At 57.4% G+C, this 23,740-nt stretch carries 25 protein-coding genes; 13 read left to right on the forward strand and 12 right to left on the reverse strand.

Features of this window, described 5'->3' with window-relative positions; translation table 11 throughout:
• The first annotated feature begins 24 nt into the window (after positions 1 to 24).
• From AC5DB9_RS10600 to AC5DB9_RS10610, 3 genes are read left to right on the forward strand one after another with little or no spacing between them, the layout of a single operon-like run.
• The gene (locus AC5DB9_RS10600) at positions 25 to 1,077 is read left to right on the forward strand and encodes a COX15/CtaA family protein (RefSeq protein WP_335986804.1); all 1,053 of its coding nucleotides are present in this window, start codon (positions 25 to 27) and stop codon (positions 1,075 to 1,077) included.
• Positions 1,074 to 2,006: a heme o synthase gene (gene cyoE, locus AC5DB9_RS10605; protein WP_022958858.1), complete on the forward strand. Its 933-nt coding sequence runs from the start codon at positions 1,074 to 1,076 to the stop codon at positions 2,004 to 2,006. Before AC5DB9_RS10600 ends, cyoE begins: the two co-directional genes overlap by 4 nt.
• The gene (locus tag AC5DB9_RS10610; protein WP_022958857.1) at positions 2,006 to 2,674 is read left to right on the forward strand and encodes an SCO family protein; all 669 of its coding nucleotides are present in this window, start codon (positions 2,006 to 2,008) and stop codon (positions 2,672 to 2,674) included. The genes cyoE and AC5DB9_RS10610 overlap by 1 nt, the downstream gene beginning before the upstream one ends.
• 44 nt (positions 2,675 to 2,718) lie before the next feature.
• On the opposite strand, the gene AC5DB9_RS10615 is transcribed toward AC5DB9_RS10610, so the two are convergent.
• The 3 genes from AC5DB9_RS10615 to AC5DB9_RS10625 are packed head-to-tail and all read right to left on the reverse strand — an operon-like array spanning position 2,719 to position 4,754.
• Positions 2,719 to 3,540, reverse strand: coding sequence for a metal ABC transporter permease (locus tag AC5DB9_RS10615; RefSeq protein ID WP_335986806.1), 822 nt, complete (start codon positions 3,538 to 3,540; stop codon positions 2,719 to 2,721).
• Positions 3,503 to 4,273 carry a zinc ABC transporter ATP-binding protein ZnuC gene (znuC, locus tag AC5DB9_RS10620; protein WP_022958855.1) on the reverse strand — a complete coding sequence of 257 codons (771 nt, stop codon included), beginning with the start codon at positions 4,271 to 4,273 and terminating at the stop codon, positions 3,503 to 3,505. Before znuC ends, AC5DB9_RS10615 begins: the two co-directional genes overlap by 38 nt.
• Positions 4,266 to 4,754 (reverse strand): Fur family transcriptional regulator, encoded by a 489-nt coding sequence (locus AC5DB9_RS10625; RefSeq protein WP_272990128.1) that lies wholly within the window; start codon positions 4,752 to 4,754, stop codon positions 4,266 to 4,268. The genes znuC and AC5DB9_RS10625 overlap by 8 nt, the downstream gene beginning before the upstream one ends.
• A 172-nt stretch (positions 4,755 to 4,926) precedes the next feature.
• Here AC5DB9_RS10625 and AC5DB9_RS10630 point away from each other — a divergent pair, with 172 nt between their 5' ends.
• Entirely contained in the window at positions 4,927 to 5,694 is a 768-nt protein-coding gene (locus tag AC5DB9_RS10630) for a metal ABC transporter solute-binding protein, Zn/Mn family (protein WP_272990125.1), read from the forward strand.
• 24 nt (positions 5,695 to 5,718) lie between these two features.
• Here AC5DB9_RS10630 and AC5DB9_RS10635 read toward each other — a convergent pair whose 3' ends face one another.
• Complete coding sequence (locus tag AC5DB9_RS10635; RefSeq protein WP_272990122.1) at positions 5,719 to 5,985, reverse strand: hypothetical protein; 267 nt, start codon at positions 5,983 to 5,985, stop codon at positions 5,719 to 5,721.
• Between the two features lie 260 nt (positions 5,986 to 6,245).
• Here AC5DB9_RS10635 and polA point away from each other — a divergent pair, with 260 nt between their 5' ends.
• A complete protein-coding gene (polA, locus tag AC5DB9_RS10640; protein WP_272990119.1) occupies positions 6,246 to 8,975 on the forward strand; it encodes a DNA polymerase I in 2,730 nt (909 codons plus the stop codon).
• Positions 8,976 to 8,989: 14 nt separating this feature from the next.
• Here the strand turns inward: polA and yihA are convergent, their stop codons facing one another.
• Positions 8,990 to 9,598, reverse strand: a complete 609-nt coding sequence (gene yihA, locus AC5DB9_RS10645; protein ID WP_022958850.1) for a ribosome biogenesis GTP-binding protein YihA/YsxC — start codon at positions 9,596 to 9,598, stop codon at positions 8,990 to 8,992.
• Positions 9,599 to 9,800: 202 nt separating this feature from the next.
• Here yihA and AC5DB9_RS10650 point away from each other — a divergent pair, with 202 nt between their 5' ends.
• The 4 genes from AC5DB9_RS10650 (at position 9,801) to AC5DB9_RS10665 (ending at position 12,603) form a co-directional block, all read left to right on the forward strand.
• Positions 9,801 to 10,097 (forward strand): c-type cytochrome, encoded by a 297-nt coding sequence (locus AC5DB9_RS10650; RefSeq protein WP_022958849.1) that lies wholly within the window; start codon positions 9,801 to 9,803, stop codon positions 10,095 to 10,097.
• Positions 10,098 to 10,135: 38 nt separating this feature from the next.
• Complete coding sequence (locus AC5DB9_RS10655; RefSeq protein ID WP_022958848.1) at positions 10,136 to 10,762, forward strand: c-type cytochrome; 627 nt, start codon at positions 10,136 to 10,138, stop codon at positions 10,760 to 10,762.
• 128 nt (positions 10,763 to 10,890) lie between these two features.
• Positions 10,891 to 11,562 (forward strand): thiol:disulfide interchange protein DsbA/DsbL, encoded by a 672-nt coding sequence (locus tag AC5DB9_RS10660; protein ID WP_028968287.1) that lies wholly within the window; start codon positions 10,891 to 10,893, stop codon positions 11,560 to 11,562.
• Positions 11,563 to 11,697: 135 nt separating this feature from the next.
• A complete protein-coding gene (locus AC5DB9_RS10665; RefSeq protein ID WP_272989262.1) occupies positions 11,698 to 12,603 on the forward strand; it encodes a DMT family transporter in 906 nt (301 codons plus the stop codon).
• Here AC5DB9_RS10665 and AC5DB9_RS10670 read toward each other — a convergent pair.
• A complete protein-coding gene (locus AC5DB9_RS10670; RefSeq protein WP_272989265.1) occupies positions 12,557 to 13,507 on the reverse strand; it encodes an AraC family transcriptional regulator in 951 nt (316 codons plus the stop codon). The genes AC5DB9_RS10665 and AC5DB9_RS10670 overlap by 47 nt on opposite strands.
• Before the next feature lie 132 nt (positions 13,508 to 13,639).
• On the opposite strand from AC5DB9_RS10670, the gene AC5DB9_RS10675 reads away from it, so the two are divergent.
• A complete protein-coding gene (locus tag AC5DB9_RS10675; protein WP_272989268.1) occupies positions 13,640 to 14,788 on the forward strand; it encodes an iron-containing alcohol dehydrogenase in 1,149 nt (382 codons plus the stop codon).
• A 1-nt stretch (position 14,789) separates the two neighbouring features.
• Here AC5DB9_RS10675 and AC5DB9_RS10680 read toward each other — a convergent pair whose 3' ends face one another.
• The 6 genes from AC5DB9_RS10680 to AC5DB9_RS10705 all read right to left on the reverse strand — a co-directional run bounded on the left by AC5DB9_RS10680 (position 14,790) and on the right by AC5DB9_RS10705 (position 21,158).
• Positions 14,790 to 15,902, reverse strand: coding sequence for an alpha-L-glutamate ligase-like protein (locus AC5DB9_RS10680; protein WP_022958843.1), 1,113 nt, complete (start codon positions 15,900 to 15,902; stop codon positions 14,790 to 14,792).
• Positions 15,899 to 17,434, reverse strand: coding sequence for an inactive transglutaminase family protein (locus AC5DB9_RS10685; protein ID WP_272989272.1), 1,536 nt, complete (start codon positions 17,432 to 17,434; stop codon positions 15,899 to 15,901). The genes AC5DB9_RS10680 and AC5DB9_RS10685 overlap by 4 nt, the downstream gene beginning before the upstream one ends.
• Entirely contained in the window at positions 17,431 to 18,015 is a 585-nt protein-coding gene (locus tag AC5DB9_RS10690) for an ATP-dependent zinc protease family protein (RefSeq protein WP_051151266.1), read from the reverse strand. Before AC5DB9_RS10690 ends, AC5DB9_RS10685 begins: the two co-directional genes overlap by 4 nt.
• Positions 18,016 to 18,127: 112 nt before the next feature.
• Positions 18,128 to 19,498, reverse strand: coding sequence for a deoxyribodipyrimidine photo-lyase (gene phrB / locus AC5DB9_RS10695; RefSeq protein WP_272989277.1), 1,371 nt, complete (start codon positions 19,496 to 19,498; stop codon positions 18,128 to 18,130).
• A complete protein-coding gene (locus AC5DB9_RS10700; RefSeq protein WP_272989280.1) occupies positions 19,495 to 20,454 on the reverse strand; it encodes a YbgA family protein in 960 nt (319 codons plus the stop codon). Before AC5DB9_RS10700 ends, phrB begins: the two co-directional genes overlap by 4 nt.
• A 173-nt stretch (positions 20,455 to 20,627) precedes the next feature.
• Complete coding sequence (locus AC5DB9_RS10705; protein ID WP_022958839.1) at positions 20,628 to 21,158, reverse strand: MarR family winged helix-turn-helix transcriptional regulator; 531 nt, start codon at positions 21,156 to 21,158, stop codon at positions 20,628 to 20,630.
• 232 nt (positions 21,159 to 21,390) lie between these two features.
• On the opposite strand from AC5DB9_RS10705, the gene ectA reads away from it, so the two are divergent.
• The 3 genes from ectA (at position 21,391) to AC5DB9_RS10720 (ending at position 23,716) form a co-directional block, all read left to right on the forward strand.
• Positions 21,391 to 21,918: a diaminobutyrate acetyltransferase gene (gene ectA, locus AC5DB9_RS10710; protein WP_037509050.1), complete on the forward strand. Its 528-nt coding sequence runs from the start codon at positions 21,391 to 21,393 to the stop codon at positions 21,916 to 21,918.
• Positions 21,919 to 21,970: 52 nt separating this feature from the next.
• Positions 21,971 to 23,242, forward strand: a complete 1,272-nt coding sequence (gene ectB / locus AC5DB9_RS10715) for a diaminobutyrate--2-oxoglutarate transaminase (RefSeq protein ID WP_022958837.1) — start codon at positions 21,971 to 21,973, stop codon at positions 23,240 to 23,242.
• 90 nt (positions 23,243 to 23,332) lie between these two features.
• The gene (locus AC5DB9_RS10720) at positions 23,333 to 23,716 is read left to right on the forward strand and encodes an ectoine synthase (protein ID WP_022958836.1); all 384 of its coding nucleotides are present in this window, start codon (positions 23,333 to 23,335) and stop codon (positions 23,714 to 23,716) included.
• The last annotated feature ends 24 nt before the right edge of the window (positions 23,717 to 23,740 follow it).

Here is a 23,740-nt window from a genome sequence, read left to right on the forward strand (position 1 = left end):
TGACGACATAGTGGTAGAACAACAATGATGACGCTATTTAACGCTCCTGAATATCGCAAGCCCGGTTTTAGGCTTGCCCTGCTCGCTTGCCTGGTGGCCGTTATTGTATTGGGAATGGGGGTGTTTACCCGCCTTGCCGATGCTGGCCTGGGTTGTCCCGACTGGCCTGGCTGCTACGGCCATGCCTTGTGGCCAAAAGCCGATCATGAAGTGGCTCGCGCGAACGAAGCGTTCCCCGATATGCCAGTTGAGCATGACAAGACCTGGCCAGAAATGATCCACCGCTACCTTGCAGCCAGCTTGGGACTGTTCACCATTGGTCTACTGGTATTCGCCGTACGCAACCGCAGCCCCGAGCAGCCGCTCAAGCTGCCCGCTTTTATCTTTGCCTTCATTATCTTGCAGGGCATGTTTGGTATGTGGACGGTCACCTTGAAACTGTGGCCGCAAGTGGTCACCGCGCACCTGCTGGGTGGGTTCACAACATTGAGTTTGCTGTGGCTGCTGACATTGCGGCTGAACAATCAGCGTTGGCAGGTTCCGGCGATCAGCGAAGCGCGCCTCCTGGCGCTGCGTAAACTGGCGGTGCTGGGATTAATCATTGTGGTCTGCCAGATTGCGCTGGGCGGATGGACGACATCGAACTATGCCGATATCGCTTGCCCGGACTTCCCGCGTTGCCAGGGGGCGTGGCTACCGCCGATGGACTTCGCCAATGGTTTTAATATCGCACAGCACGTAGGGCCTAATTATTTGGGAGGAGTGCTGGACAATGATGCGCGCGTGACCATCCATGTCATGCACCGCTTTGGCGCGATCGTCACCACTGCATATCTTCTCTTCCTGTTTGTTCGCTTGCGTGGTTTGGGCACCGTCCCGGCCAGCCGTCTGTCCGTTGTTATGTTGCTGGTACTGGCCGCGCAGGTCATGCTGGGCATCAGCAATATCATTTTCAATTTTCCCATCGCTGTTGCCGTAACGCACAATCTTGTGGGTGCGCTGCTGCTGCTGGTGATGGTGACCACGAACTATTGCGTTTTCACCACTGAGGTGAATCGCGGGGGTACGAAAGTATGAGTGAAGAAAACGCCGCGGCTGCCGGGAGGCATCACGAGGCGGTGAGCTGGCGGGACTACTACGAGCTGTGCAAGCCCAATGTGGTGCTGTTGATGCTGCTGACGTCGGTAATCGGCATGTTTATGGCGGTGCCCGGTATGGTGCCCTGGCGAGTGCTGGTATTCGGTAACCTCGGTATTGCCCTGTGCGCCGCCTCGGCGGCAGCGGTAAACCATCTGGTGGACCGTCGTATCGACCTTATCATGGCGCGCACCCACAACCGGCCGATTGCCCAAGGGCGAGTGAAAACGCTTAACGCCGGGATTTTCGCCGGTGCGTTGTGCGTGATCGGTATGGCGATACTGTTTGTCGAAATCAACGCCCTGACAGCGTGGCTGACCTTTGCTTCACTGCTGGGTTATGCAGTGATTTACACCCTCTATCTGAAGCGGGCGACACCGCAAAATATCGTGATTGGTGGCATTGCCGGTGCGGCGCCCCCGCTGCTCGGCTGGACGGCCGTAACCGGCGAAATTCACGGTCATGCTCTGTTGTTGGTGTTAATTATTTTTGTGTGGACACCCCCGCATTTCTGGGCGCTGGCGATTCACCGTCGGGATGATTACGCCAAAGTCGACATTCCCATGCTGCCGGTCACCCACGGCATTGGGTACACCAAGCTGCACACCTTCCTCTACACTATTTTGCTGTTTGTTGTAACGCTGTTACCCTTCGCCACGGGTTTGAGTGGCCCGCTGTACCTGCTAGGTGCGGTGTGTCTGGGTGCTGGTTTTATCTATTGGGCCATCGTGCTGTTGCGCGGTAATGATCCCAAGGCGCCGATGGCGACATTCAAGTATTCGATCATTTACCTGATGGCACTGTTCATTGTGATGCTGCTCGATCACTACATGCTGCCAGCAACGGTGATATATGAGGTCTCTGGCTAATGAGTGGTGAAAATACTCCGGCGAACAGCCAACAAAAACGCGGTATTCGCCTCACAGTACTGGCGATTTTTGTGGTTGCCAGTGTGCTGGTGGGCAGTTTTTTCTATTCCTTCACGCAGGCTCGGGTAATGACTCGCGATGAGTTGCGAGAACAGGGTGCCTACCTCTACGAAAATCCGCGTATGCTGCCGGGCTTCAGCCTGGTTGACGAAAGTAACGCGACGCTGACGCCGGATAGCTTGAAGGGAAAATGGAACCTGATGTTTTTTGGTTTCACATACTGCCCTGATATCTGTCCGACCACATTGGCTCAGCTCAAGCTGTTTTATCAAGAGTTGGATCCCGAGGTGCAGGCCGATACCCAGATTTGGCTGGTGAGCGTGGATCCCGCGCGGGATACTCCCGAGCAGTTGGACAGCTACCTGGAGTTCTTCCATCCGGCATTTCGTGGCATGACGGGCGACTTTCTGGAAATTCACCGCTTCGCGACGGCGTTGAATATCCCCTTCGCCAAGGTGCCCGGTGGCGGTGACGAATATATGGTGGATCACAGCGCCAATGTCGCGCTGGTAAATCCTGAGGGGCACTCTGTGGGTTTCTTCAAAGCGCCGTTGGACATCAGCAAAATGCAGCGCAACTTCCTGACTATTCGTGAGCACTATTATTGAGTGTGGGTCTGGCAGGGTAAAAACGCCGCTTTATGCGGCGTTTTTTATGTCCGGCGAAACTGACTGGCGAGCTGTGCAAGCAGGAAAATCACCGCGGCACCCAGTACCACGCTCGGGCCGCCGGGGCTGTCGAAGTGCCATGCACTGAGTAGTCCCAGTGCCACGGCCAGACACCCGCCTACGATGGCCAGTAGCGCGCATTGCTCGGGACTGCGTGCCAGTCGGCCGGCTGCCGATGCAGGAATGATCAGCATTGCGGTAATCAGGAGTACACCGACGACCTTCATGGCTACCGCAACAGTCGCGGCAATCAGCAGCATTAGCAGCAGCTTCAAGGCATCGACAGGCCGCCCTTCAACGGCTGCTATGTCGGCATTGGTGGTAATGGCCACCAGCGGTGTCCAAAACGCGAACAGCAGGCTGAGCACGACCACGGCAATACCGGCAAGCAGGTAGAGATCATCGCGCATGACCGCCAGTAGATCGCCGAACAGGAAGCTGTTCAGGTCAAACGCGGGGCCGTCGAGAAAGGATAGGCACACGAGACCCAGTGCAAGGCTGCTGTGCGACAGGATGCCCAGCAAGCTGTCCAGAGAGGTATTTCGCCAGCGTTGCAGGGCAAACAGCAGTACGGCGATCGTTACACAGGCCAGCAGTACAGCAACCTCAAGCCGAATCTGCCAGGCAAGTCCCAGCGCGAGTCCCAGCAGGGAGGAGTGAGCCAATGTATCGCCGTAGTAGGCCATCCGTTGCCAGGTGACCAGCGCGCCTAGCGGTCCGCAAAGGGTGGCGAGAATCAAGCCCGCGATCAGCGCGTGTTGCAGAATATCAATCATGATGGTGGTGGCACCCGGTGTCGAGATCAACGGCCTCACCATGCATGTTATGGCGGTGGTCATGGTCGTGCTGATATAGCGCCAGCGCTTCCGCGTGGCGGCGTCCGAATAACTCCAGGTAAGCGGGGTCATTGCTGACGGCTGAAGGGTGCCCGTGACAGCACACGTGCTGATTGAGGCAGATAACCGTATCTGTCTGCGCCATGACCCAGTGCAGGTCGTGGCTGACCATCAGCACCGCACAACCCAGTTCGTCGCGCAGCGCGCTGATCAGCTCGTAGAGTTCTGTCTGTCCGGTAATGTCGACACCTTGCGCGGGCTCGTCGAGGGCCAGTAGCTGTGGCTTGCAAAGCAGTGCGCGGGCGAGCAAGGCGCGCTGGGTTTCTCCACCGGACAAACCTTGGAGAGGCCGATCGGCCAGGTGGCTGATACCCACTCGTGCCAGGGCGTGTTTGATACTCATCCGGCGCTGGCTGGACATTCGCAGAAAGCGGCTGACGGTGACGGGCATCAGCGGATTGATGCGCAGCTTTTGTGGCATGTAGCCGACCCGCAATTTCGGCTGTCGCGATACAGTGCCGCTGCTCGGCTTTTGAAGGCCGAGGGCGATATGCAGCAGAGTGCTTTTGCCGGCGCCGTTGGGGCCGATAATCGTCATAATCTGGCGCGCACTCAGGCTTAAATTGACCCTGTCCAGCAAGGTCTGCTGGCCGTGTACCAGAGAGACATCGTGCAGACTTAACAATGCGCTGCTATCACTCATCGCCCTGCTCCTGACAGCGCTGGCAGCTGCCAATAATTTCCACGCATTGTTGGTGAATGCGAAAGCCCAGCGCGCCTGCGCTCTGTGTAATGGCGTCGCTGATAGGTGGCTCCTGCAACTCTATGGCGGTATTGCAGTGCTGGCAGATAAGGAAGTGCCCGGCGTGGCGATGAGTTGGGTCAGTGCAGCCGATAAAGGCGTTCAATGACGCGATACGGTGAATCAGCCCCTGTTCAAGCAGGAAGTCCAGGGCGCGATACACCGTGGGTGGCGTAATGCGCCCTTTCCCCTGTTCCGCCAGGGCCTCCAGCAGGCTATAGGCACCAACGGGTTGGTGATTGGCCCAGACCAGTCGCAGCACTTGCTCACGATTGGGGGTAAGGCGTGCGCCCCGCTCGCGACACAGTACGCGAGCGCTCTCGAGTGCGCTGTCGATACAGTGCTGATGATTATGGCGGCGCTCGCTTGCGCGGTTATTCATGGTTGAGGAATCTGGGTGAAATTTAAATGTTATAATATTACAATTACGTTTCTGTGAACACCGCCGCTCCAAGAGGTTTTTGTCGTTTATGTTACGCCGCTGCTTGCTTTTGCTCTCGATGTTAATTGCCCTGCCGGTCTTTGCTGGCCCTGAGCTGCGGGTGGTGAGTAGCGTGAATCCTCTGCATCTGCTGGTCGCGGAGATCGGCGGTGATGCAATAGACGCTGTGCTGCTGCAATCCCCGCAGATTTCGCCTCACGACCTGCAGCTCAAGCCGTCGGATATGGAGGTGCTGGAGCGTGCAGATTTGATTTTGTGGTTTGGTCCCGTGCTGGAAACCAACCTGCGGCGGCCGATACGCCGCTATAAGCAGGCTGTGGCCTTGTTTCCCGATGCACAGTCCGGAAAGGACGACGCCCACTTCTGGCTGGACGCCGCGATCATGCAGGATTTGGCCAGACGAGTGGCGCGGATGTTGTCGGAGCAGCTGCCTAGCCGAAGCGCTTACTTCCACGCCAATGCAGCCCGCTTTGTGACGGCGCTGCGTCATTACGACAAGCAGTTGATGGCGGTTTTCTCGCGTTTGGGGGCGTCGCCTTATCTTTTACTGCACGATGGCTTTGAGCGTTTCGAAGCCCACTACGGGCTGGAGGGTGGGCAGGCGCTGATGACTGGCGATGATCGCTTGCCGGGCGCAAGGCATTTGGTTGAGCTTCGTCGTCAGATTCAGAACGGCGAGTTTGCCTGCGTATTTCGCGAGCCACAGTATCCTGGTGCGATGCTGAGAACGCTGACGGATGGCGTGGACGTGACAGTGATTGAATTGGACCCGATGGGGCTGAACTCAGAGACTACAGAGGGTTTTCTGGGTCTTTACCGGCGGTTGGGTGAGGCCTTCTTGCAGTGCTTTCAGAAATCGACAGATCGCAGCGCTGCGTAATACGCAGAGCTGCGATGAGATTGCTTAGCGTGCGCTGCTCAGCTCGGGCATATCAAAGCTGTCAAGCTCAACACTCAGCGAGGCAGAAACCACATCGAGGGTGCGGTTCAGCACGCGGGCTGCCGATTGCTCGCTGACGTGGCTCACCGCGATATCGCTGCGGTCGTTGCTGCCAATAGCAGCGTCATTGTAAGCCAATACCAGCGACTGTTTCGTGCCGGCATCCGGCTCAGCAGCAGTCGCCATGGCACTGGCAACCAAAATTAAGATGGCGCTGGTTAACTTTTTCATCACTCTTTCTCCTTTAAGTGGGGAGTTTTCCCCGCACAAGATGTGTCTGTCACCTTGTGTTACGTAAGGTAACACATGTGGGATGCCAAGTCTTGCTTAATTTTTGTTCATTGTTTGGTAATAACCCATACATAAAGGGTTTTTTAGTGTTACCCGTGTAAACATTGGGTAACACTTTGAGTGCTGAGTTGTGACGTTGCACGGTCGTTGTCACCGCCGTGCTACACTTCGCCTTCCCCGACGACAATGAATTTGCAGGCATGACAGCAAAAACTCCTCTGGTGCTGGTTGACGGCTCCTCCTATCTCTATCGCGCCTTTCACGCGCTGCCACCACTGACGAACTCCAAGGGACAGCCCACCGGGGCGGTTAAAGGGGTGATCAGCATGTTGAGACGTCTGGAAAAGGATTATCCGGATAGCCCCATTGCGGTGATATTTGACGCCAAGGGCAAAACATTTCGCGACGAGCTGTTTGCCGAGTACAAGGCTAATCGCCCCCCCATGCCCGATGATCTGCGGGCGCAGATCCAGCCTATTCACGACATTGTGGACGCTATGGGCCTGCCTCGATTGGTGATTGAGGGGGTTGAGGCCGACGACGTGATCGGGACCTTGGCTGCACAGGCCGAAGCGGATCGCCCGGTGGTGGTGTCGACCGGTGACAAGGACATGGCGCAACTGGTAAATGCCCACGTTACGCTGGTCAATACCATGACCGACACGCGGATGGATGAGGCGGGCGTAGAGGCTAAATTTGGTATTCCGCCCTCACTGATCATCGACTTTCTCGCGCTGATGGGGGACAAGATCGACAATATTCCCGGCGTGCCCGGCGTGGGGGAAAAAACGGCGCTGGCGTTGCTGCAGGCACTGGGTGGTATCCGCGATATCTATGCGTGCCTGGATGAGGTGCCTACCTTGGAGATTCGCGGTGCCAAGAGTCTGGCCAAGAAGCTTGAGGACTCCCGCGATGCTGCCGAGTTGTCTTATGAACTGGCGACCATCAAGTGCGATGTGGCGCTGGATGTCAGTATTGCTGATTTGCAGCATCAACCGGCAGACAATAGCCGTCTTTTGACGCTGTTTCGCGAGCTGGAATTCAAAGGCTGGACGGACGAACTGCTGCGCGATGCCGACGCCAGTGTTGATGACGAGGTAAGCACGGCGTCTGCCGCACTGGAGAAAGACTACCAGGTTGTTACTGACGCCAAGCAGTTTGAGGCGTGGTTGGACGTCCTTCGCAAGGCAGCGCTATTCGCCTTTGATACCGAAACCACCAGTCTGAATTATATGCAGGCCCGCGTCGTGGGAGTGTCTTTTGCGGTGGAAGCCGGAACGGCGGCCTATGTACCCTTTGGTCACGACTATATCGACGCACCTGAGCAGTTGAGTGAAGAGCAAGTCCTGGGTGCGCTCAAGCCGTTGCTGGAAGACCCGGACAAGGCCAAGCTGGGGCAAAACCTCAAGTACGATGCCAATGTGCTTAAAAACCACGGTATTACTTTGCGTGGCATTGCCGAGGACAGCATGCTGGAGTCCTATGTACTGGACTCCACTGGCAGTCGGCACGACATGGACAGCCTGGCGCTAAAATATCTGGGTGAATCCACCATTCACTACGAGGATATCGCCGGCAAGGGGGCCAAGCAGCTTAGCTTTAACCAGATTGCGCTGGAGCAGGCCGGGCCCTATGCCGCCGAAGATGCCGATATCACACTGCGCCTGCACCAGGCCTTGTCGCCCATGCTGTGCGGTGATGAGGCGCTGGAGCGAGTGTATCGCGATATCGAGCTGCCGCTGGTGCCCGTGCTGTCGCGGATCGAACGAAACGGCGCGCTGATCAGCAAGGCGATGCTGGCTCAGCAGAGCCTGGAAATAGCCGACAAGTTGAAAGTGCTGGAGCAGCAGGCCTTTGACATTGCCGGCGGTGAGTTCAACCTGTCATCGCCCAAGCAGCTCGGTGAAATCCTGTTTGAGCGCCTGAATATTCCGGTCATCCGCAAGACCCCTAAAGGCGCTCCGTCGACGGCCGAAGAGGTGCTGGTGGAGCTGGCTCACGACTACCCCCTGCCCCAGGTCATTTTGGAATACCGCGGCCTGGCCAAGCTCAAGTCGACCTATACCGACAAGTTGCCGCAGTTGATTGATGAAAACACCGGGCGGGTTCACACCTCCTATCACCAGGCGGTCGCGGCAACGGGACGACTGTCGTCGTCGGACCCGAATTTACAGAACATTCCCATTCGCAGCGCCGAAGGGCGCCGTATCCGCAAAGCCTTTATTGCGCCGAAGGGCTACAAAATACTGGCGGCGGACTACTCTCAGATCGAGCTTCGCATCATGGCGCATCTGTCGGGTGACGAGGGCCTGATTCGCGCCTTCAAGAACGGTGAGGATATCCACCGCACCACGGCCGCCGAGGTATTCGGCGTTGCCCCCGAGGCAGTCAGCGACGAGCAGCGCCGCAATGCCAAGGCGATTAATTTTGGCTTGATCTACGGCATGTCGGCGTTTGGTTTGGGGCGGCAACTGCATATCGGACGTAATGAGGCGCAGCAATATATCGATCTGTACTTTGAGCGTTACCCCGGTGTGCATCGCTACATGGAAGACACTCGCAAGCTGGCAGCGGAAAAGGGCTACGTGGAAACGCTGTTCGGTCGCCGCCTGCATCTCCCGGAAATCAATGCCCGCAACGGTCAGCGTCGTCAGGCCGCCGAGCGCACAGCCATCAATGCGCCGATGCAAGGCACGGCCGCCGATATTATCAAGCGCGCGATGATCGCTGTGGACGACTATCTGCTATCTGAGCAGCCGGATGCGCGAATGATCATGCAGGTCCACGATGAATTGATTCTCGAAGTTGCCGAGGCGCAGCTCGACGCTGTGCGCGAGCGAGTCGTCGCGTTGATGTCGGGGGCGGCTGAACTGGCCATACCTCTGGAAGTCGGGGTCGGTGTGGGCGACAACTGGGACGAGGCGCACTAAGGCGCCCGTCGCAGCTACTCTGCAGGCGTGATTTCGTCCTCGTCCTCAAAGCGGGTCAGCAGCCAGACATCGAGCTGCTCCTGCAGGTCTTCAAGCCCGTCGCCGCGTGTCGCTGAAAACAACTGGGCTTCTACCAATGCACCGTAGGGCTCAAGGGCTTTGCGAACCGACAGGAGTGTGGACATCGCCGGGCCACGTTTTAGCTTGTCCGCCTTGGTGAGCAGGATACGTACCGGCATACCCGCTTCGTGAGCCCAGTTGATCATGGTGGTGTCGAAGTCGGTCAGCGGGTGACGAATGTCCATCAGCAACACCAGGCCACGCAGCGACTGACGGTGTTGCAGGTAATATTCCAGGTTGCGCTCCCACTCCTGCTTCACCTTAAGTGGTACTTTGGCGAAGCCGTAGCCGGGCAAGTCTACCAATCGCATGCCGTCGTGTTCGTCTACGGAAAAGAAGTTGATAAGCTGTGTGCGTCCCGGTGTTTTACTGGTCTTCGCCATTTTGCTGTTGCCGGTCAGGCGATTGATGGCGCTGGACTTGCCAGCGTTAGAGCGCCCGGCAAAGGCGACTTCCGCACCGCTGTCCTCCGGGCATTGCGCCAGTTTTGGGGCACTTTTCATATACATGGCGCGTCTATAATTTACGGTATTGGACATGATGCTCGATAAATCCGGGGAATTTCTCGGGTGGCTGGGCGAAGCCGGGCAAAAAATGGCCCCGACTCCAGCATGTTGTGTATAATGCCGCAGTTTTTACGGGGGGTCATCACCCAGCGGATCGCAGTTACAGCGCGGACGCCGGTCAGAAGAGAGAGGGTAATCCATGAAAAATTGCTTATTCGCAGTACTTCTTGCCACCATCAGCGTCGCTGCCAGCGCCAACGCGGATCTCGAAGCACGTTACAAAAAATCCTGTTACGCCTGTCATGGCTTTGGTGCCAACGGTGCGCCAAAATCGTTTGACGCCGAACAGTGGGCTCCACGCATGGAGAAAGGCATGGAGACCTTGGTCAAGCATGCGCGCGACGGGTTCAATGCCATGCCGCCAAAAGGTCTGTGCTTTGATTGTAGCGATGCCGACTACCAGGCCCTGATTGAGTATATGGCCAAGCCTCAGTAAGGCTCGCCAGAGTTTCTGTCTTTAAAGAGTAAGTGATCATGAAAAAAACACTGCTAGCTTTTTTCGCCTCTGTTGCGCTGAGCAGCGCTGCCGTCGCGCTGGAAGGAAACGCGTCAGCAGGTAAAGCGAAGACCGCTGCCTGTGCTGCCTGTCACGGTGCGGACGGCAACAGCCCTGCCCCGACGTTCCCGAAACTGGCTGGTCAGGGTGAGCGTTACCTGGCCAAGCAGATTCACGACATCAAATCCGGCGCACGTCCTGTGCCCATGATGGCGGGTCAGACCGATAATCTGAGTGACCAGGACATTGCCGATATCGCGGCCTACTATGCCAGCCAGACCAGCAGCACCGGTCAGGCAAATCCCGAGCTGGTTGAAAAGGGTGAAGCGATCTACCGTGGCGGCGTTGCCGAGCGCGGCGTGCCAGCATGTTCCGCCTGCCATTCGCCCACCGGCGCCGGTATGGCGGCAGCGGGTTATCCCCGACTGGCTGGCCAGTACGCTGACTACACGGTCGCGCAGCTGAAGGCATTCCGTGCGGCGATGGACGGTCGAGAAGGTCGTGACAACGACGGCGAAGCCAAGATCATGCGCACAATTGCTTTCAAGATGAGCGACTCCGAGATCGAAGCCGTAGCCAGCTTCATCCAAGGCCTGCATAATTAAGCGAGCAGACTTGAGATAAAAAGGCGGCTGTGGCCGCCTTTTTTATTTGTGGCAGCGGTATTGGAACCGCCGGCCATGCCGAGGGTCTTACACACATTGTGTCCGGTGGACCAAACTCTGGGGGAATCATGATCAAGAAAAACCTGTCTCTGTGGGTACTGTCGTTGACCACGTTCTTTCTGTTGGCATGCAGCAATGGCTCTGAGGCCAGTGGTGATGCCAAGCCTGCTCTCGCTCCAGCCAGCAGCGAGAGCTATATCAAGATTGCCCAGCCTGTGAGAACGTCTGATCCGAACAAAATCGAAGTGTCGGAAGTGTTCTGGTACGGCTGCAGCCACTGCTTCAGTTTTGAGCCGATGGTGCACGCCTGGGCAGAAAAACTGCCAAGCGATGTCGTATTTGTGCGCTCGCCGGCCATGTGGAATGAGCTGATGGTGACCCACGCTCAAGCGTTCTATGCCGCAGAGGCACTGGGTGTACTGGATAAAGTCCACCAGCCACTGTTTGACGAGATTAATCTCAAGAAAAATCCGCTGCGTGACCGCGATGCCATTGAGAAAGTCTTCCTGGCTCATACTGAGGTGAGCGCGGAGGATTTCCGTAAGGCTTTTGACTCCTTCGGGGTGAAAAGCCAGGTACGCCAAGCTGATGCCCGTGCTCGCAGCTACGGTATTGCCGGCACCCCTGAGATCATCGTCAATGGCAAGTACCGCGTAACGGGCCGGTCTGCAGGCAGTAAAGCCAATATGCTGAAGGTCGCTGAACAGTTGATCGCTCAAGAGCGCGCCGCCAAAAAGTAATCCGCCCATGAGCGGTAATTAAGCAAGCGCGGCCTGGCCGCGCTTTTTTGTGGCTGTTCGCGCCATACTAAAGTCGTCTATGGTGCAGTGCGCGAGCTCTGCATAATGCCTGTTCGTCCATTGTTGGATTGCGTTATGGCGCCGTATCGCCTCGTTATTTTCACTGCCCTCTCCATGCTTGCCTTTACGGGCAATGCGCTGATTTGCCGCGCGGCGCTGTTGGGCGGTTCGATAGACGCCGCGAGTTTCACCCTGCTCCGGCTACTGTCGGGAGCCGTGATGCTGTGGCTGATTATTCTCCTGCGCAACATCCCTCATCGGGCGGTATCGCCCTCGATGACCGAGCGCCTTACCTCCGGTTTTGTGCTGTTCGCCTATGCGGCGGCCTTTTCCTATGCCTATGCCCGCGTATCGGCAGGTGCTGGGGCGCTGATTCTGTTTGCTGCAGTGCAGACCGTGATGATCGGTTATGGCTTTTTTCGCGGTGAGCGTTTCAATGGCCTCCAGTGGCTGGGGCTGATGCTGGCCTATGCCGGTTTGCTGGCGCTGATGTTGCCAAGTGCGCTGGGCGCTTCCGCCGACAGCCCTTCACTTTTTGCCTATCTGATCATGCTGGTATCCGGAGCCGCCTGGGGCGTCTATTCGCTGCTGGGACGCAAAGCGGGGGATCCGCGCGTGGTGTCGGCGCACAATTTTCTCTATGCCCTGCCCTTTGCGGCTTTGCTCAGCGTGTTGATGCTGGCGGTCGAGCCCCCGCAACTGGGGGCAGAGGGTGTCATGTATGCGGTGTTATCGGGAGCGGGAGCGTCTGCGCTGGGCTACATTGTCTGGTATTCAGCGTTGCCGGAACTGAAAGCAACGACGGCCGCCAGTGTTCAGTTGAGCGTGCCGCTGATGACCGCTTTTGGCGGTATTTTGCTGTTATCAGAGCCCTTCACCTTGCACTTTCTCATTGTGTCGTCGGCAATTATTGGTGGTCTGGCGATGGTGATATTCAGTAAGTCCCAGCGAGTGGAAAAGCGGCGGCTGGGCTCGTCGTAGCGTCGGCATGGCTGGCCGCTTGTTTGAAGTGGCGTTTGAATTCGCGGCTGAATTGCGACGGGCTGCGATAGCCGACCAGCCACGCTGCCTCGTTGGCTCGCCGACCGTCGTGCAGCATCAAATCGCGCGCCTTGCTCAGGCGCAGCTTCTTCAGGTATTGCAGCGGGGTTTCGCGGGTGACCTGCCGAAAGGCGCGGTGAAAGCCAGACGGACTCATATTGGCTTGGGCTGCCAGCGATTCCACCGTGAGCGGGTCGGCGAAATGTCGGTGAATGTGGATCAGTACCGTCGCAATGCGGGCGTAGTGGCTATCGTGCTGTGCAAGCTCGGTGAGCACATGGCCTTTGGGGCCAATAAGAACGCGATATATCAACTCACGCACAATGCTAACACCCAGGATTGCCGCGTCTTGCGGGTTGAGCAGGGCATCGAGTAGCCGATGAACGGCGGTGGTCATGCCTGGCGTAAGGTGATCGGAGCTGAGGCTGCAGTCCCGGTTGTCGCTATCCCGTCGACGGGTATCCGGCGGTGCCAGTTGGCTTATCAGTTCCTGAAGCATCGGGGTGTTAATGCTGACAGATACACCGAGCAAGGGCAGGCCGTTATCACTGTGTGCCTCGCATTCCAGGGGTAATGGAACACCCTGAACCAAATAGCGGCCAGGGCCGTAATCGACCTGCTGGCCGTTTAAGTGAATGCGCTTGCGACCCTGGCCCATAACAATAATGCCGGACTGATAGACAAACGGCTGCCGGGGGCTCCCCCGGCTGGCGCGATAAATATGCACACCCGGAATGGCTGTCCGCTGGCTTCCCTCCAGTTGGCTGAGGCCATTGCGGTCGAGATACTGTTGTATCTGGCTGGCGATGTCTGTCACGTTATCCGGCGGTGTCATAGCATTCATAGGACGATGTTGACAGGATTAGGCAATAGAAATCCACATATTTCGGTTTTTGTCTGCCATGATAAGCAGTATTGTGCATTTCATGAGGGCGACGCCCAGCTTGTTAACGCTAATTGATCAGTGAGGTCTGCCATGAAATTTTCGTTTGTTAACCCCACGCAAATCCACTTTGGTCAGGGCCAGATAGCCCGCATTGCCAGTGCGATCCCCAGGGATGCGCGCGTGCTGCTGCTGTACGGCGGCGGCTCGATCAAGCGCAATGGCGTCTATGAACAGGCGGTTGCCGCACTGGAAGGATTCACGTGGCAGGAGTTTGCTGGCGTTGAGCCTAATCCCACGGTAGAGACCCTGAATCGCGCAGTGGAGCAAGTGAAAGCGGAAGGCTTGAGCTACATTCTCGCGGTGGGAGGGGGTTCCGTCATTGACGGCGCCAAGTATGTTGCTGCAGCGGCCTGTTACGACGGCGATGGTTGGGACATTCTGCTGGGCAAGCATCGTGTTGCAGAAGCTCTGCCGATTGGCGCGGTGCTCACCCTCCCGGCAACGGGGTCGGAGTCCAACGGTGGTTCGGTGGTTACCAAAGCGGCGACACAGGAAAAACTGAATTTTGTCTCGCCGCTGGTGCAGCCTCACTTCGCGGTGCTCGATCCCGATGTGATGAAAACCCTGCCTGAGCGCCAGTTGGCGAATGGCCTGGTCGATGCCTGGGTCCATACCTGCGAGCAGTATCTCACCATGCCGACCGAGGCGATGGTGCAGGAAGGCTACGCTGAAGTGCTGCTGCGCAGCTTGAAGACACTGGGCGAAAAGTTTGCCCAGCGAGACAGCGATGCCTGGCGAGCAAATCTGATGTTAGCGGCCAATCAGGCATTGAATGGCTTTATCGGCAGCGGTGTGCCGCAGGATTGGGCAACCCATATGATCGGTCATGAACTGACGGCGCTGTATGGGGTAGATCATGGCCGCTCACTGGCGATAGTGCAGCCCTCGCTGTTGCGCCACCAGATTGAGTACAAGCGCGCCAAGCTCGAGCAAATGGCGAGGAATGTCTTTGGGCTTTCCGACGGCGACGCCTTGGCTGAACGCTGTGTTGATGCCATCGAGGCGTTCTATCACTCGCTTGGGGTGGCCACGCAGTTAACGGAGCACGATGGCGACAAGGCTGCTGCCATCGATACCATCGTTGCGCGTTTGGAGTCTCATGGCATGGTGAAGCTGGGTGAGCGCCGCGCGATCACCCCTGCGGAGAGCCGGGAGATTCTCCAGCAGGCGGTGGCCTGAGTCAGGGTGTGCGATTGCCGGGAATGCGAATCCCGGCATCGACCTCAGGTTGATTGCCGTCGCGTTTGGCCGCCGCCAGAATGGCGGCTTCTTCCGCAGCGGCCTGTTCTTCATCCCGCTGCTTTCGCAAGGCCGCGCACTCGGCGTTGGCAAAGTGCTGCTGGCAGAACTTCTGACGCTTTTCCGGAGGGGCTTTGCGGATTCCCTTGGCGGCCAGTCGTTCGATTTCAGTTTCAACCTCGTGGCAACGAGCGCTCAGTCCGGCGTCGTTGGCGATCTGAATATTCAGCCCGGGGCGGGCATTCAGTTCCAGCATCAACGGGCCCAGGTCTTTATCCAGCACCATGTCCACGCCGATATAACCCAGGCCGGTCAGCTCATAGCAGCGCGTCGCCAGCGAGATAAAGCCGTCCCAGAATGGCAATTGCACGCCGCGTACCGGGTTGGTGGTGTCGGGATGGGTCTGGATTTTCCGATTCAGCCAGGTGCCGTCGAGTGTAATACCGGTGGCAAGATCTACCCCCACTCCGATTGCGCCCTGATGGAGATTCGCCTTGCCGCCAGACTGCCGGGTGGGCAGGCGTAACATCGCCATGACGGGGTAGCCCTTCAGCACAATGATGCGAATATCGGGCACACCTTCGTAGCTGATGGCACTGAAAATCGGGTCTGGAATGACCCGGTACTCAATCAGCGCGCGATCCCGGTGACCGCCCAGCGAGTAAATGCCGGAGAGTACGCCGGACAGGTGGAATTCCAGATCTTCCAGGGTCAGCAGCCGGCCGCCCGCACTGCGATAAAAGCCCTCAAACTGATCGGCAATCACCATAATGCCGTCGCCACCGGCCCCCTGTGAGGGTTTGATGACAAAGTCGCGGTGACCACTGACCAGCGTTTGCAGCTGAGCAATTTGTTTTTCGGAATCGATCACGCCGTACATGGGCGGCACGTGTATGCCGTTTTCAATGGCTTTCTGCTTGGTGAGGATTTTGTCGTCCACCAATGGATAGCGATGGCGCTCGTTGTAGCGCAGCACGTAATCCGCGTTGCGCTCGTTGATGCCCATAATCCCTTTGCGCCGCAGGGTGCGCCAGGTGTTTACCAGAGAGATCATTGTCCCTCCTTCAGTAGTGCCTTGAAGCGCAGCAGCTCACTGATGCGGTAGCCTCGGTAGTGGCCCATGGCCAGCATGATGGCCATCATCATCAGCAGGATGCCGGGGAAGGTGAAAACAAAGTAAATCGACGGGCCGTAGCTCATCATCACGTGGGCGAGGGTAGCGGCAATCAGGGTGCCGATACCGACCTTGACGCTGTGCAGACCGCCCCGCTCTTCCCAGACAATGGACAGCCGTTCTATCGACATGGTGAGGATGACCATCGGGAACAGCGCAATGGCGAGGCCGCGATCGAGGCCAAGTTGGTGGCCGAGCACGCTGATCAGCGCCATGACCATCACCACAAAAGTCAGCACCACCGATAAGCGCGACAGCAGTTGCAGGTGCAGATGCTCCAGATAGGAACGCAGCCCCAGCCCCAGCGCCGAGATGGTCGTAAACAGAATAATGCCCCAAACCACCTCGGTTTCGCGGAAGGCGAGACCGATCAGCACGGGGGTGAAAGTCCCCAGGGTTTCAATGCCGATAATATTGCGCAGAAACAGGATCAGCATGACGCCAATCGGAATCATCAGAATAATTTCAAAGGTTTGCTGGCTTTGCACCGGCAGGCTGTACATCGGCAGCGACCAGTTATTGGCCTGTCGGCTTTCGCTGATGTTCTTGGCCAGCATGATCGAGTTGACGGTCTGCTGGGTGGCGTTGATCTCAACATTGAGTCGATGACCTCCATCGACCTTCGCCAGCGGCTCGCTGCCGGTCCACCAGATAATACGGTCGTCGGGCAAGCCGAAATCGCTGGTTTGGGGATTGAAGTACAGCCAGCGCTGTCCGTTGTAACTGCGCATCCACAGCTCTGGTTGCTGGTTTGATCCGCTGACCAGTCGCAGGGTGTGTACCGGCTCGGCGGGGATATGCGCTGAGGACAGAAGCAGCTCCAGCACACGTGCTTTGTTCAGCTCGGTGTAGTCGTTGCGCAGCAGCAATCGGGCGTTGTCGTTGCTCTTGTCGTTGATCAGTTTGATCGACTCGCGGATAAAGGTCTCGATATCTGCCGAGCGCTCGCGGACCGGCTTGAGCAGCGCTTCAACGGCAACCTTCTCGGCGCCCTGCAGATTGGGGCTTTCGCGGAACTGCGGTCCCGGCTCTTCATTCGACAGACGGCGGTTACTGCGCTGGGTCAGCATCAGCCGGTAGAACAGTTGTTGCTGGCCTTCGGCCCGTCGCGCCGACCACACGGCGCGACGGTTTTGCTCCAGTTCGTCGATATTGACCCCATAGTTGCGTGCGATGAAGGTCTCGTCGAGGGTAATAAACTTGCTCCAGCTCGGCGGAAGAAACATCTGCACTTTGATCGGGCTGTTCTCTCGGGCCGAAAAGCTGACCCGGCTATCGATGACCCAGACCGGTTCAGTGGTCTCTGCACTGACTGGAATATTCAGGACAAAAATCTGCCATGCGATGCTGGCGGCACCGATCAGCAGTAGCGCCAAGGCCAGCACTTTGACATGCAGTTTTACGCCCTTCATTCACCGCTCTCCTTGTTGTCGTCTTTGGCGCCTTTTCCGCAGGCATTTTTGTCTTGAAGGTATTCGGCGCCGGGGTCAACCATCGCATTGAAAGCGCTGATTGGCCGCGCGCCGATCAACATGGCTTTTGAGAACTGGCGGCGGTCGGCGAGGTTCACCTCGGTTTTATGCCGTTGGCCACCAATGCACAGTGTCATTTCCAACACCGGACGACGGTGATAATACTTGTCCCCCTCGTCCATGTCCCCTGCCCGGCGGATAATGCGAATGTGTTTTTCCAGCGGCAGGGACACCGCGCGCAGATCGCCGTTGGGCAGCACCAGGTCGAAGTGCACCATGTCGGGTTCATCATCGTCGCGGGATTCTTTCACCTCGGCGTTGATGGCGTTGATCGATGCACTCTCTGCGCCGGTATCAATCTTGGCCTTGTAGCGAACCCCGAGCTCTTCGATGTACACATATTCACTGAGGCCGAATATGGTTTTAGGGGCGGCGCTTGCCGGAGCGGGGTCGGACATGGCTGAGGCCGACAGTGATACGCCGGCGACTAATGCAATCAGGCTACGTCGAGTTTTATTCACTTTTCCTCCCAGTGTTGAGTGGCGGCGCGCTATGCCATGCCAAGCATAGAATAGCGCGCCGGAACTGCGCCAGTCGCTATCAAAATGACTGACACTGGTTTGCTGAATGCCTTTAGTCCTTAATTTGCTGGAAAAGTGCGAGAGTTGTTTCGCGACTTGCGCGATGATCCACAATCGGTGCCGGATAATTCCCTACTTCACCGGGCTGGTGGATGGCTTTATCAGACTGTTGCGCCAGTTCTGGCACATAGTGACGGATAAACTGGCCCTGCGCGTCAAAGCGCTGGCTCTGGGTGGTGGGATTGAAGATACGGAAATACGGCGCGGCATCGGTGCCTGTTGAGGCAGCCCACTGCCAGCCGCCGTTATTCGAGGCAAAGTCGGCGTCGATCAATTGTTCCAGAAAATGGCGCTCGCCCCATCGCCAGTCAATGTGCAGGTGCTTACAGAGAAACGACGCGGTAATCATCCGCAGGCGGTTATGCATCCAGCCGGTCTCAGCCAGTTGTCGCATGCCGGCATCCACAATGGGGTAACCGGTGCGGCCCTGCTGCCAGGCGGCAAACAGTTTGGCGTCATTGCCCCAGGCAATCGCTTCGGTGTCTGCCTGGAACGCCCGGCCCATAACCACGCGGGGGAAGTGGAAGGCGATCTGGTGATAAAACTCCCGCCACAGTAATTCATTCAGCCAGGTGCCGGGATTGGATTTCGGGTCCCAGATATCGTTGCCCGCCTCCGCGTGCAGGCGGGCAAGACACTGACGCGGACTCAGCAGCCCGAGGGCCAGTGCGGCAGACAGCTTCGAGGTGCCGGGCACCGACGGGAAATCGCGCTGCTCGCGATAGGCTTCCGCGCGTTCCCGGCAAAAGTCGCGCAGCTGGTTCAGCACCGCCTCTTCCTCCGCGGGCCAGTCGCCGGAATCCTTTTCTTCGCCAAAGGCCGGACACTCTGCCGGCGGGAGTTGGCTGCCAATAGCCTTTGGGCGTCGCAGGCAGTTTGGTGGCGCACTTTGCAGCAGGGCGCGTCCGCGCCGTGCGTAAGGGGTAAAAACTTTGTACGGACCGCCATCATCTTTCAGTACGCGCTGCGGGTGCAGCAGGCAGTCGTCCAGTAGCGTCAGGGGAACAGTCAGTGCCTGCTGGCAGGCACGGTCGCGCCGCCGCTCATCTACCAGTAGCTCTTCGTGGGCGAATACCTCGCTGATGTTGTGCTGCTGGCAGTAGTCGACGAGCGCCGCCGGTAGTGCTCGAAAGTGTCCAGCATCAATAATATCGAAGGGAATGCCAAGGTCGGCCAGTTGCCCGGCCAGTGCGTTTAGCGCCCGTCGCAGATAGTGCCGACGAATCGGTGCAATAACATGTTCGTCGAGCTGCTCGGGGCACAGAAAGTATACGGCGCGGCAGTCGCCCTTGGCGGCGGCCGCAGACAGTGCCGGGTGATCAAGGCTGCGAAGATCGTTGCGAAACCAGGCCAGCGCTGTCACAAGCCAACTCGCAATTTCAGGTCGCGGGGGTAGGGGTCGAAATAATACTGATCCAGCAGGTAGTCCACGTGATATTTCTTCAGGAACATGGCGAACATTTCCAGTGGCACCAGCAGCGGCAGCAGGCCATTCGAATAGTCTTCAATCACCTTGCTGAGCTGTTGGCGGTCATCGCTTTCCAGGTGATCGCGAAAGAAGCCCTGAATGTGCATCAATGTGTTGCGGTGGTTGCGCAAGGACGCGGGTTTGCCCAGCGCCCGCATAAACAGCGCGATGTAGCGCTGGCTGTTTTCGTCGAGGTTTTGTTTGTCGGTCTCTGCGACCAGTGGACCGAGTTCCCGGTACAGTGCCTGGTTGTGGGCCAACAGCAAAAACTTGTGCCGACGATGGAATTCCTGCAACTGGGCAACGGTCAGCCCATGCTGTTGCAGTGACTGCCAGCGCGCGTAAGCGGTGACGCGCAGGACGAAGTTTTCGCGCAGGGCGACGTCATTGAGGCGGCCGTTTTCCTCTACCGGCAGCAGCGGCAGTGCCTCCATTAATTTGCGGGCGAACACACCGACACCGATTTTGCCCAGCCCCTGACCGCTGTCCGACACCACCGGCACCCGCTCCATGCCGCAGCTCGGTGACTTGGCGCAGAAGATATAGCCGCTGATGTGTTGCAGCTTGGCAGCGGTGTCGCTGGCGAAGACTTGCATCTTTTCGGTGACATCCAGTGCAGGGCCTTCTTTACTGCCCTGCAGGCGCGGGTTGTCGGGATCGCCAACCAGGCGAATCGTGGGGCGCGGCACGCCGAGACCAATCGCCTGTTCGGGACAGACCTGAATGAAATCGAAATGCCGACTTAATTCATCGGTCGCAAAGGGAAGTCGTTTGTGGCCGCCATCGTAGCGAACAGGCTCGCCCAGCAGGCAAGCGCTGATACCGATTCGAATGCGTTGTGGTTCGTCCATGGATTTTTCCTGCCGTGGCTGACATTTATGGCTGCGCTGATATCCGGGGCGGGGGCAGCTGGTCGCCTGTGTAGGCATTACGCGTCGACCCGCCTTGCAGATCAGCTGCAGGCGGATTAAGCGTAGTGGTGTTTCCGGAGAATGGGCAAGCCAGTGGCTGCCCGGTGTGCGATTTACTTCTCGTCTTTATCGTCAAAGCCAAAGCGCGAGGGCTCGTGCTCGCTTTGTCGGTCGATTGCACCCACGTCGAGTAGCGGTGCGGCATCGATGTGCTGGGCATCCATCATCTGGGCGACGCGCTGCAGGGAGCTGATGATCTGCATTTGCTCCCAGTCCTGCAGGTCGCGAAACTGGCGCTTGAAATATTCCTGCAGCGGGGTGGGGGCATTGCGAATGATTTCGGCGCCCTCGTCGGTCAGGCAGGCAAATACTTTGCGTTTATCCTGGCTGGAGCGCTCGCGCACCACCAGCTGGCGCTTTTCGAGGCGGTCGATAATGCTGGTCACTGTAGCCTGGCTGAGGCTGACTTGCTTGGCGATGTCCGAAATGATGGCGTCGCCGTGATCCCGCAGTGTTTGCAAAATCAACATCTGTGGTGCAGTCAGGCCCGAGGTTTTCATCAGATGTTTGGAGTGCAGGTCGACGGCACGGGTCACCCGTCGCAGGGCGATCAAAACGGCCTCGATATTAGCGTCAGCATTCATGGTGGTGTTCCCTCTTGATCGCGCTATTTTAGGGCTCTCGCCGGGAAAATGCATCGCATTGATGCAGCAATAAGCCGCTATCTGTTTGAAAAATACCCAGCTATCGCGTTATAATTCATCGTGTACTAACTAATTATTTAGGAGGTTGGGTTCAGAAATCGGTGCATCGCGTTGATTTGTAGGTATTTAAGCGATGTTGGCAATTCCGATTTATAATGAACACAAATCAATTGTGTTGAAATCAAAAGAAGCGACGCAAGCGGACGCTTTCCAGCTCGTCTTTCGCCAGCCAACGGCCGAAGATGGCTATCCCCTCAACAAGTTGGTGGAGAACAGTCCACCCCTCGACCCGAATTCGGTCTACTGCAATTTGCTGCAGTGCACCCACTTTGCCGATACCTCGGTTGCCGTTGAAGAAGACGGGCAACTGGTGGGATTCATTTCGGCCTACATTCCCCCTGCCAAGCCCGACACTGTGTTCGTATGGCAGGTTGTGGTGGACAAAAGTCAGCGCGGACGCGGTCTGGCCAAACGCATGATGCAAGAAATTGTGCGGCGCCCGGCTTGTGAGAATGTGCGCTATCTCGAAACCACCATCACCCCGGACAACGACGCTTCCTGGGCCCTGTTTCGTAGCTTTGCGCGGGACATGGACACCGAGCTCAACCACCACATCTGGTTTGAGCGCGAGGCGCACTTTCAGGGCCATCACGACAGTGAGGCACTGCTGCGCATCGGTCCCTTCGGTCAGCGCGCGTAAAGACTTTTCCGTCGTCGATTTAGAACAACTAACGAAATTACGAGGACAAACCATGACTATTTTTGATCAGCTTGAATCTGAAGTTCAGTGCTACGCCCGGTCTTTCCCGGTTACCTTTGACAAAGCCCAGGGCGAATACCTCTACGACACCGAGGGCAACAAGTATCTGGACTTTCTTGCCGGCGCGGGCACGCTGAACTACGGCCACAACCACCCCGCATTGAAAAAAGCGCTGGTGGATTACATCAGCCGTGACGGCATCACGCATGGTCTGGATATGCACACGGCAGCGAAGGCCGAGTTCTTGAGCGCTTTCAACGAGCACATTCTCAAGCCTCGTGATCTGGAGTACACCTTCCAGTTTACGGGCCCCACCGGCACCAACGCTGTTGAGGCGGCGATGAAGCTGGCGCGTAAAGTGACCGGTCGCAACACCATTGTGTCGTTCACCAATGGCTTCCACGGCGTGACCCTGGGCAGTGTCGCGGCTACCGGTAACAGCCATCACCGCGGTGGTGCGGGCGTGGCGCTGGGCGATATTTCTCGGATGCCGTTCTGTGGCTACCACGGTCGCGATGTCGACAGCCTGAAAATGATCGACAAGCTGCTCAGCGACCCGTCGTCCGGTGTCGATCTGCCTGCCGCCATGATTGTCGAGTGTGTGCAGGGCGAGGGCGGCTTGAATGTGGCCAACGCCGACTGGCTGCGCGGTCTGGAAAAACTCTGCCGCAAGCACGACATTCTGCTGATTGTCGATGATATTCAGGCGGGTTGTGGTCGCACAGGCACCTTCTTCAGCTTTGAGCCCAGCGGCATCAAGCCCGATATCGTGACCCTGTCCAAGTCGCTCAGTGGCTATGGCCTGCCCTTTGCGGTAGTGCTGTTGCGCCCCGACCTGGATGTCTGGGAGCCGGGTGAGCACAACGGTACGTTCCGCGGTAACAACCATGCCTTTATCACCGCGGCCGCCGCACTGCGCCACTTCTGGCAGGACGAAAGCTTCGCGAACCAGGTCATTGAAAAGGCGGCGATTGTCAGCGACCGCTTCAAAAAAATCTCTGACCGCTATGGCGTGACCAAAGTCGGTGTGAAAGGTCGCGGCATGATGCAGGGCCTGGTGATGAACGATGGTGACACCGCCGATGCCGTGGCCCGCGCCTGTTTTGAGCGTGGTCTGGTCATCGAGACCTGCGGTAACCGCGGTCACATCGTGAAGTGCTTCTGCCCGCTGACCATCGAGAAAGATGCACTGATCCGCGGTCTGGACATCATGGCTGAAGCGGTCGCCGAGGTGATGTTGAAAGAGGTTAAGAAAGCCTCCTGATCCACCCGGCATTATTCGGCAAAACATATTTGAGCGCCCGCTGCTACGGCAGCGGGCGCGTTTATTCAAACCGAATTTGGAAGGCAAACAATGATTGTTAGAACCCTGGAAGAATGTCAGAACACTGAACGCGATGTGAAAGGCGGCAACTGGCGCAGCGTGCGTATGTCCCTCAAGGACGACAATATGGGCTTCGCGTTCAACATCACCACTATCTATGCAGGTACCGAAACGCCCATCCACTATCAGAACCACCTGGAAGCGGTGTACTGCATGGCGGGTAACGGCGAGATTGAAACCGTCGACGATGGCAAGGTCTACAAAATTGAGCCGGGCACCCTCTACCTGCTCGACAAACACGACAAGCACCTGCTGCGTGGTGGCAGCGAAGATATGCAGATGGCCTGCGTCTTCAATCCCCCGCTGAGTGGTCGCGAAGTCCACGACGAAAACGGTGTTTATCCCATCGACTGATTGCGAGAGAAGTTGCGGTAACGC

It is taken from the genome of Spongiibacter sp., from assembly GCF_984394615.1.

Coding starts and splice junctions, on each gene's coding strand:
- AC5DB9_RS10600 (WP_335986804.1), top strand. CDS start 25: ATGATGACGCTATTTAACGCTCCTGAATATCGCAAGCCCGGTTTTAGG.
- cyoE (WP_022958858.1), top strand. CDS start 1,074: ATGAGTGAAGAAAACGCCGCGGCTGCCGGGAGGCATCACGAGGCGGTG.
- AC5DB9_RS10610 (WP_022958857.1), top strand. CDS start 2,006: ATGAGTGGTGAAAATACTCCGGCGAACAGCCAACAAAAACGCGGTATT.
- znuC (WP_022958855.1), bottom strand. CDS start 4,273: ATGAGTGATAGCAGCGCATTGTTAAGTCTGCACGATGTCTCTCTGGTA.
- AC5DB9_RS10625 (WP_272990128.1), bottom strand. CDS start 4,754: ATGAATAACCGCGCAAGCGAGCGCCGCCATAATCATCAGCACTGTATC.
- AC5DB9_RS10635 (WP_272990122.1), bottom strand. CDS start 5,985: ATGAAAAAGTTAACCAGCGCCATCTTAATTTTGGTTGCCAGTGCCATG.
- polA (WP_272990119.1), top strand. CDS start 6,246: ATGACAGCAAAAACTCCTCTGGTGCTGGTTGACGGCTCCTCCTATCTC.
- yihA (WP_022958850.1), bottom strand. CDS start 9,598: ATGAAAAGTGCCCCAAAACTGGCGCAATGCCCGGAGGACAGCGGTGCG.
- AC5DB9_RS10650 (WP_022958849.1), top strand. CDS start 9,801: ATGAAAAATTGCTTATTCGCAGTACTTCTTGCCACCATCAGCGTCGCT.
- AC5DB9_RS10655 (WP_022958848.1), top strand. CDS start 10,136: ATGAAAAAAACACTGCTAGCTTTTTTCGCCTCTGTTGCGCTGAGCAGC.
- AC5DB9_RS10660 (WP_028968287.1), top strand. CDS start 10,891: ATGATCAAGAAAAACCTGTCTCTGTGGGTACTGTCGTTGACCACGTTC.
- AC5DB9_RS10665 (WP_272989262.1), top strand. CDS start 11,698: ATGGCGCCGTATCGCCTCGTTATTTTCACTGCCCTCTCCATGCTTGCC.
- AC5DB9_RS10670 (WP_272989265.1), bottom strand. CDS start 13,507: ATGAATGCTATGACACCGCCGGATAACGTGACAGACATCGCCAGCCAG.
- AC5DB9_RS10675 (WP_272989268.1), top strand. CDS start 13,640: ATGAAATTTTCGTTTGTTAACCCCACGCAAATCCACTTTGGTCAGGGC.
- AC5DB9_RS10680 (WP_022958843.1), bottom strand. CDS start 15,902: ATGATCTCTCTGGTAAACACCTGGCGCACCCTGCGGCGCAAAGGGATT.
- AC5DB9_RS10685 (WP_272989272.1), bottom strand. CDS start 17,434: ATGAAGGGCGTAAAACTGCATGTCAAAGTGCTGGCCTTGGCGCTACTG.
- AC5DB9_RS10700 (WP_272989280.1), bottom strand. CDS start 20,454: ATGGACGAACCACAACGCATTCGAATCGGTATCAGCGCTTGCCTGCTG.
- AC5DB9_RS10705 (WP_022958839.1), bottom strand. CDS start 21,158: ATGAATGCTGACGCTAATATCGAGGCCGTTTTGATCGCCCTGCGACGG.
- ectB (WP_022958837.1), top strand. CDS start 21,971: ATGACTATTTTTGATCAGCTTGAATCTGAAGTTCAGTGCTACGCCCGG.
- AC5DB9_RS10720 (WP_022958836.1), top strand. CDS start 23,333: ATGATTGTTAGAACCCTGGAAGAATGTCAGAACACTGAACGCGATGTG.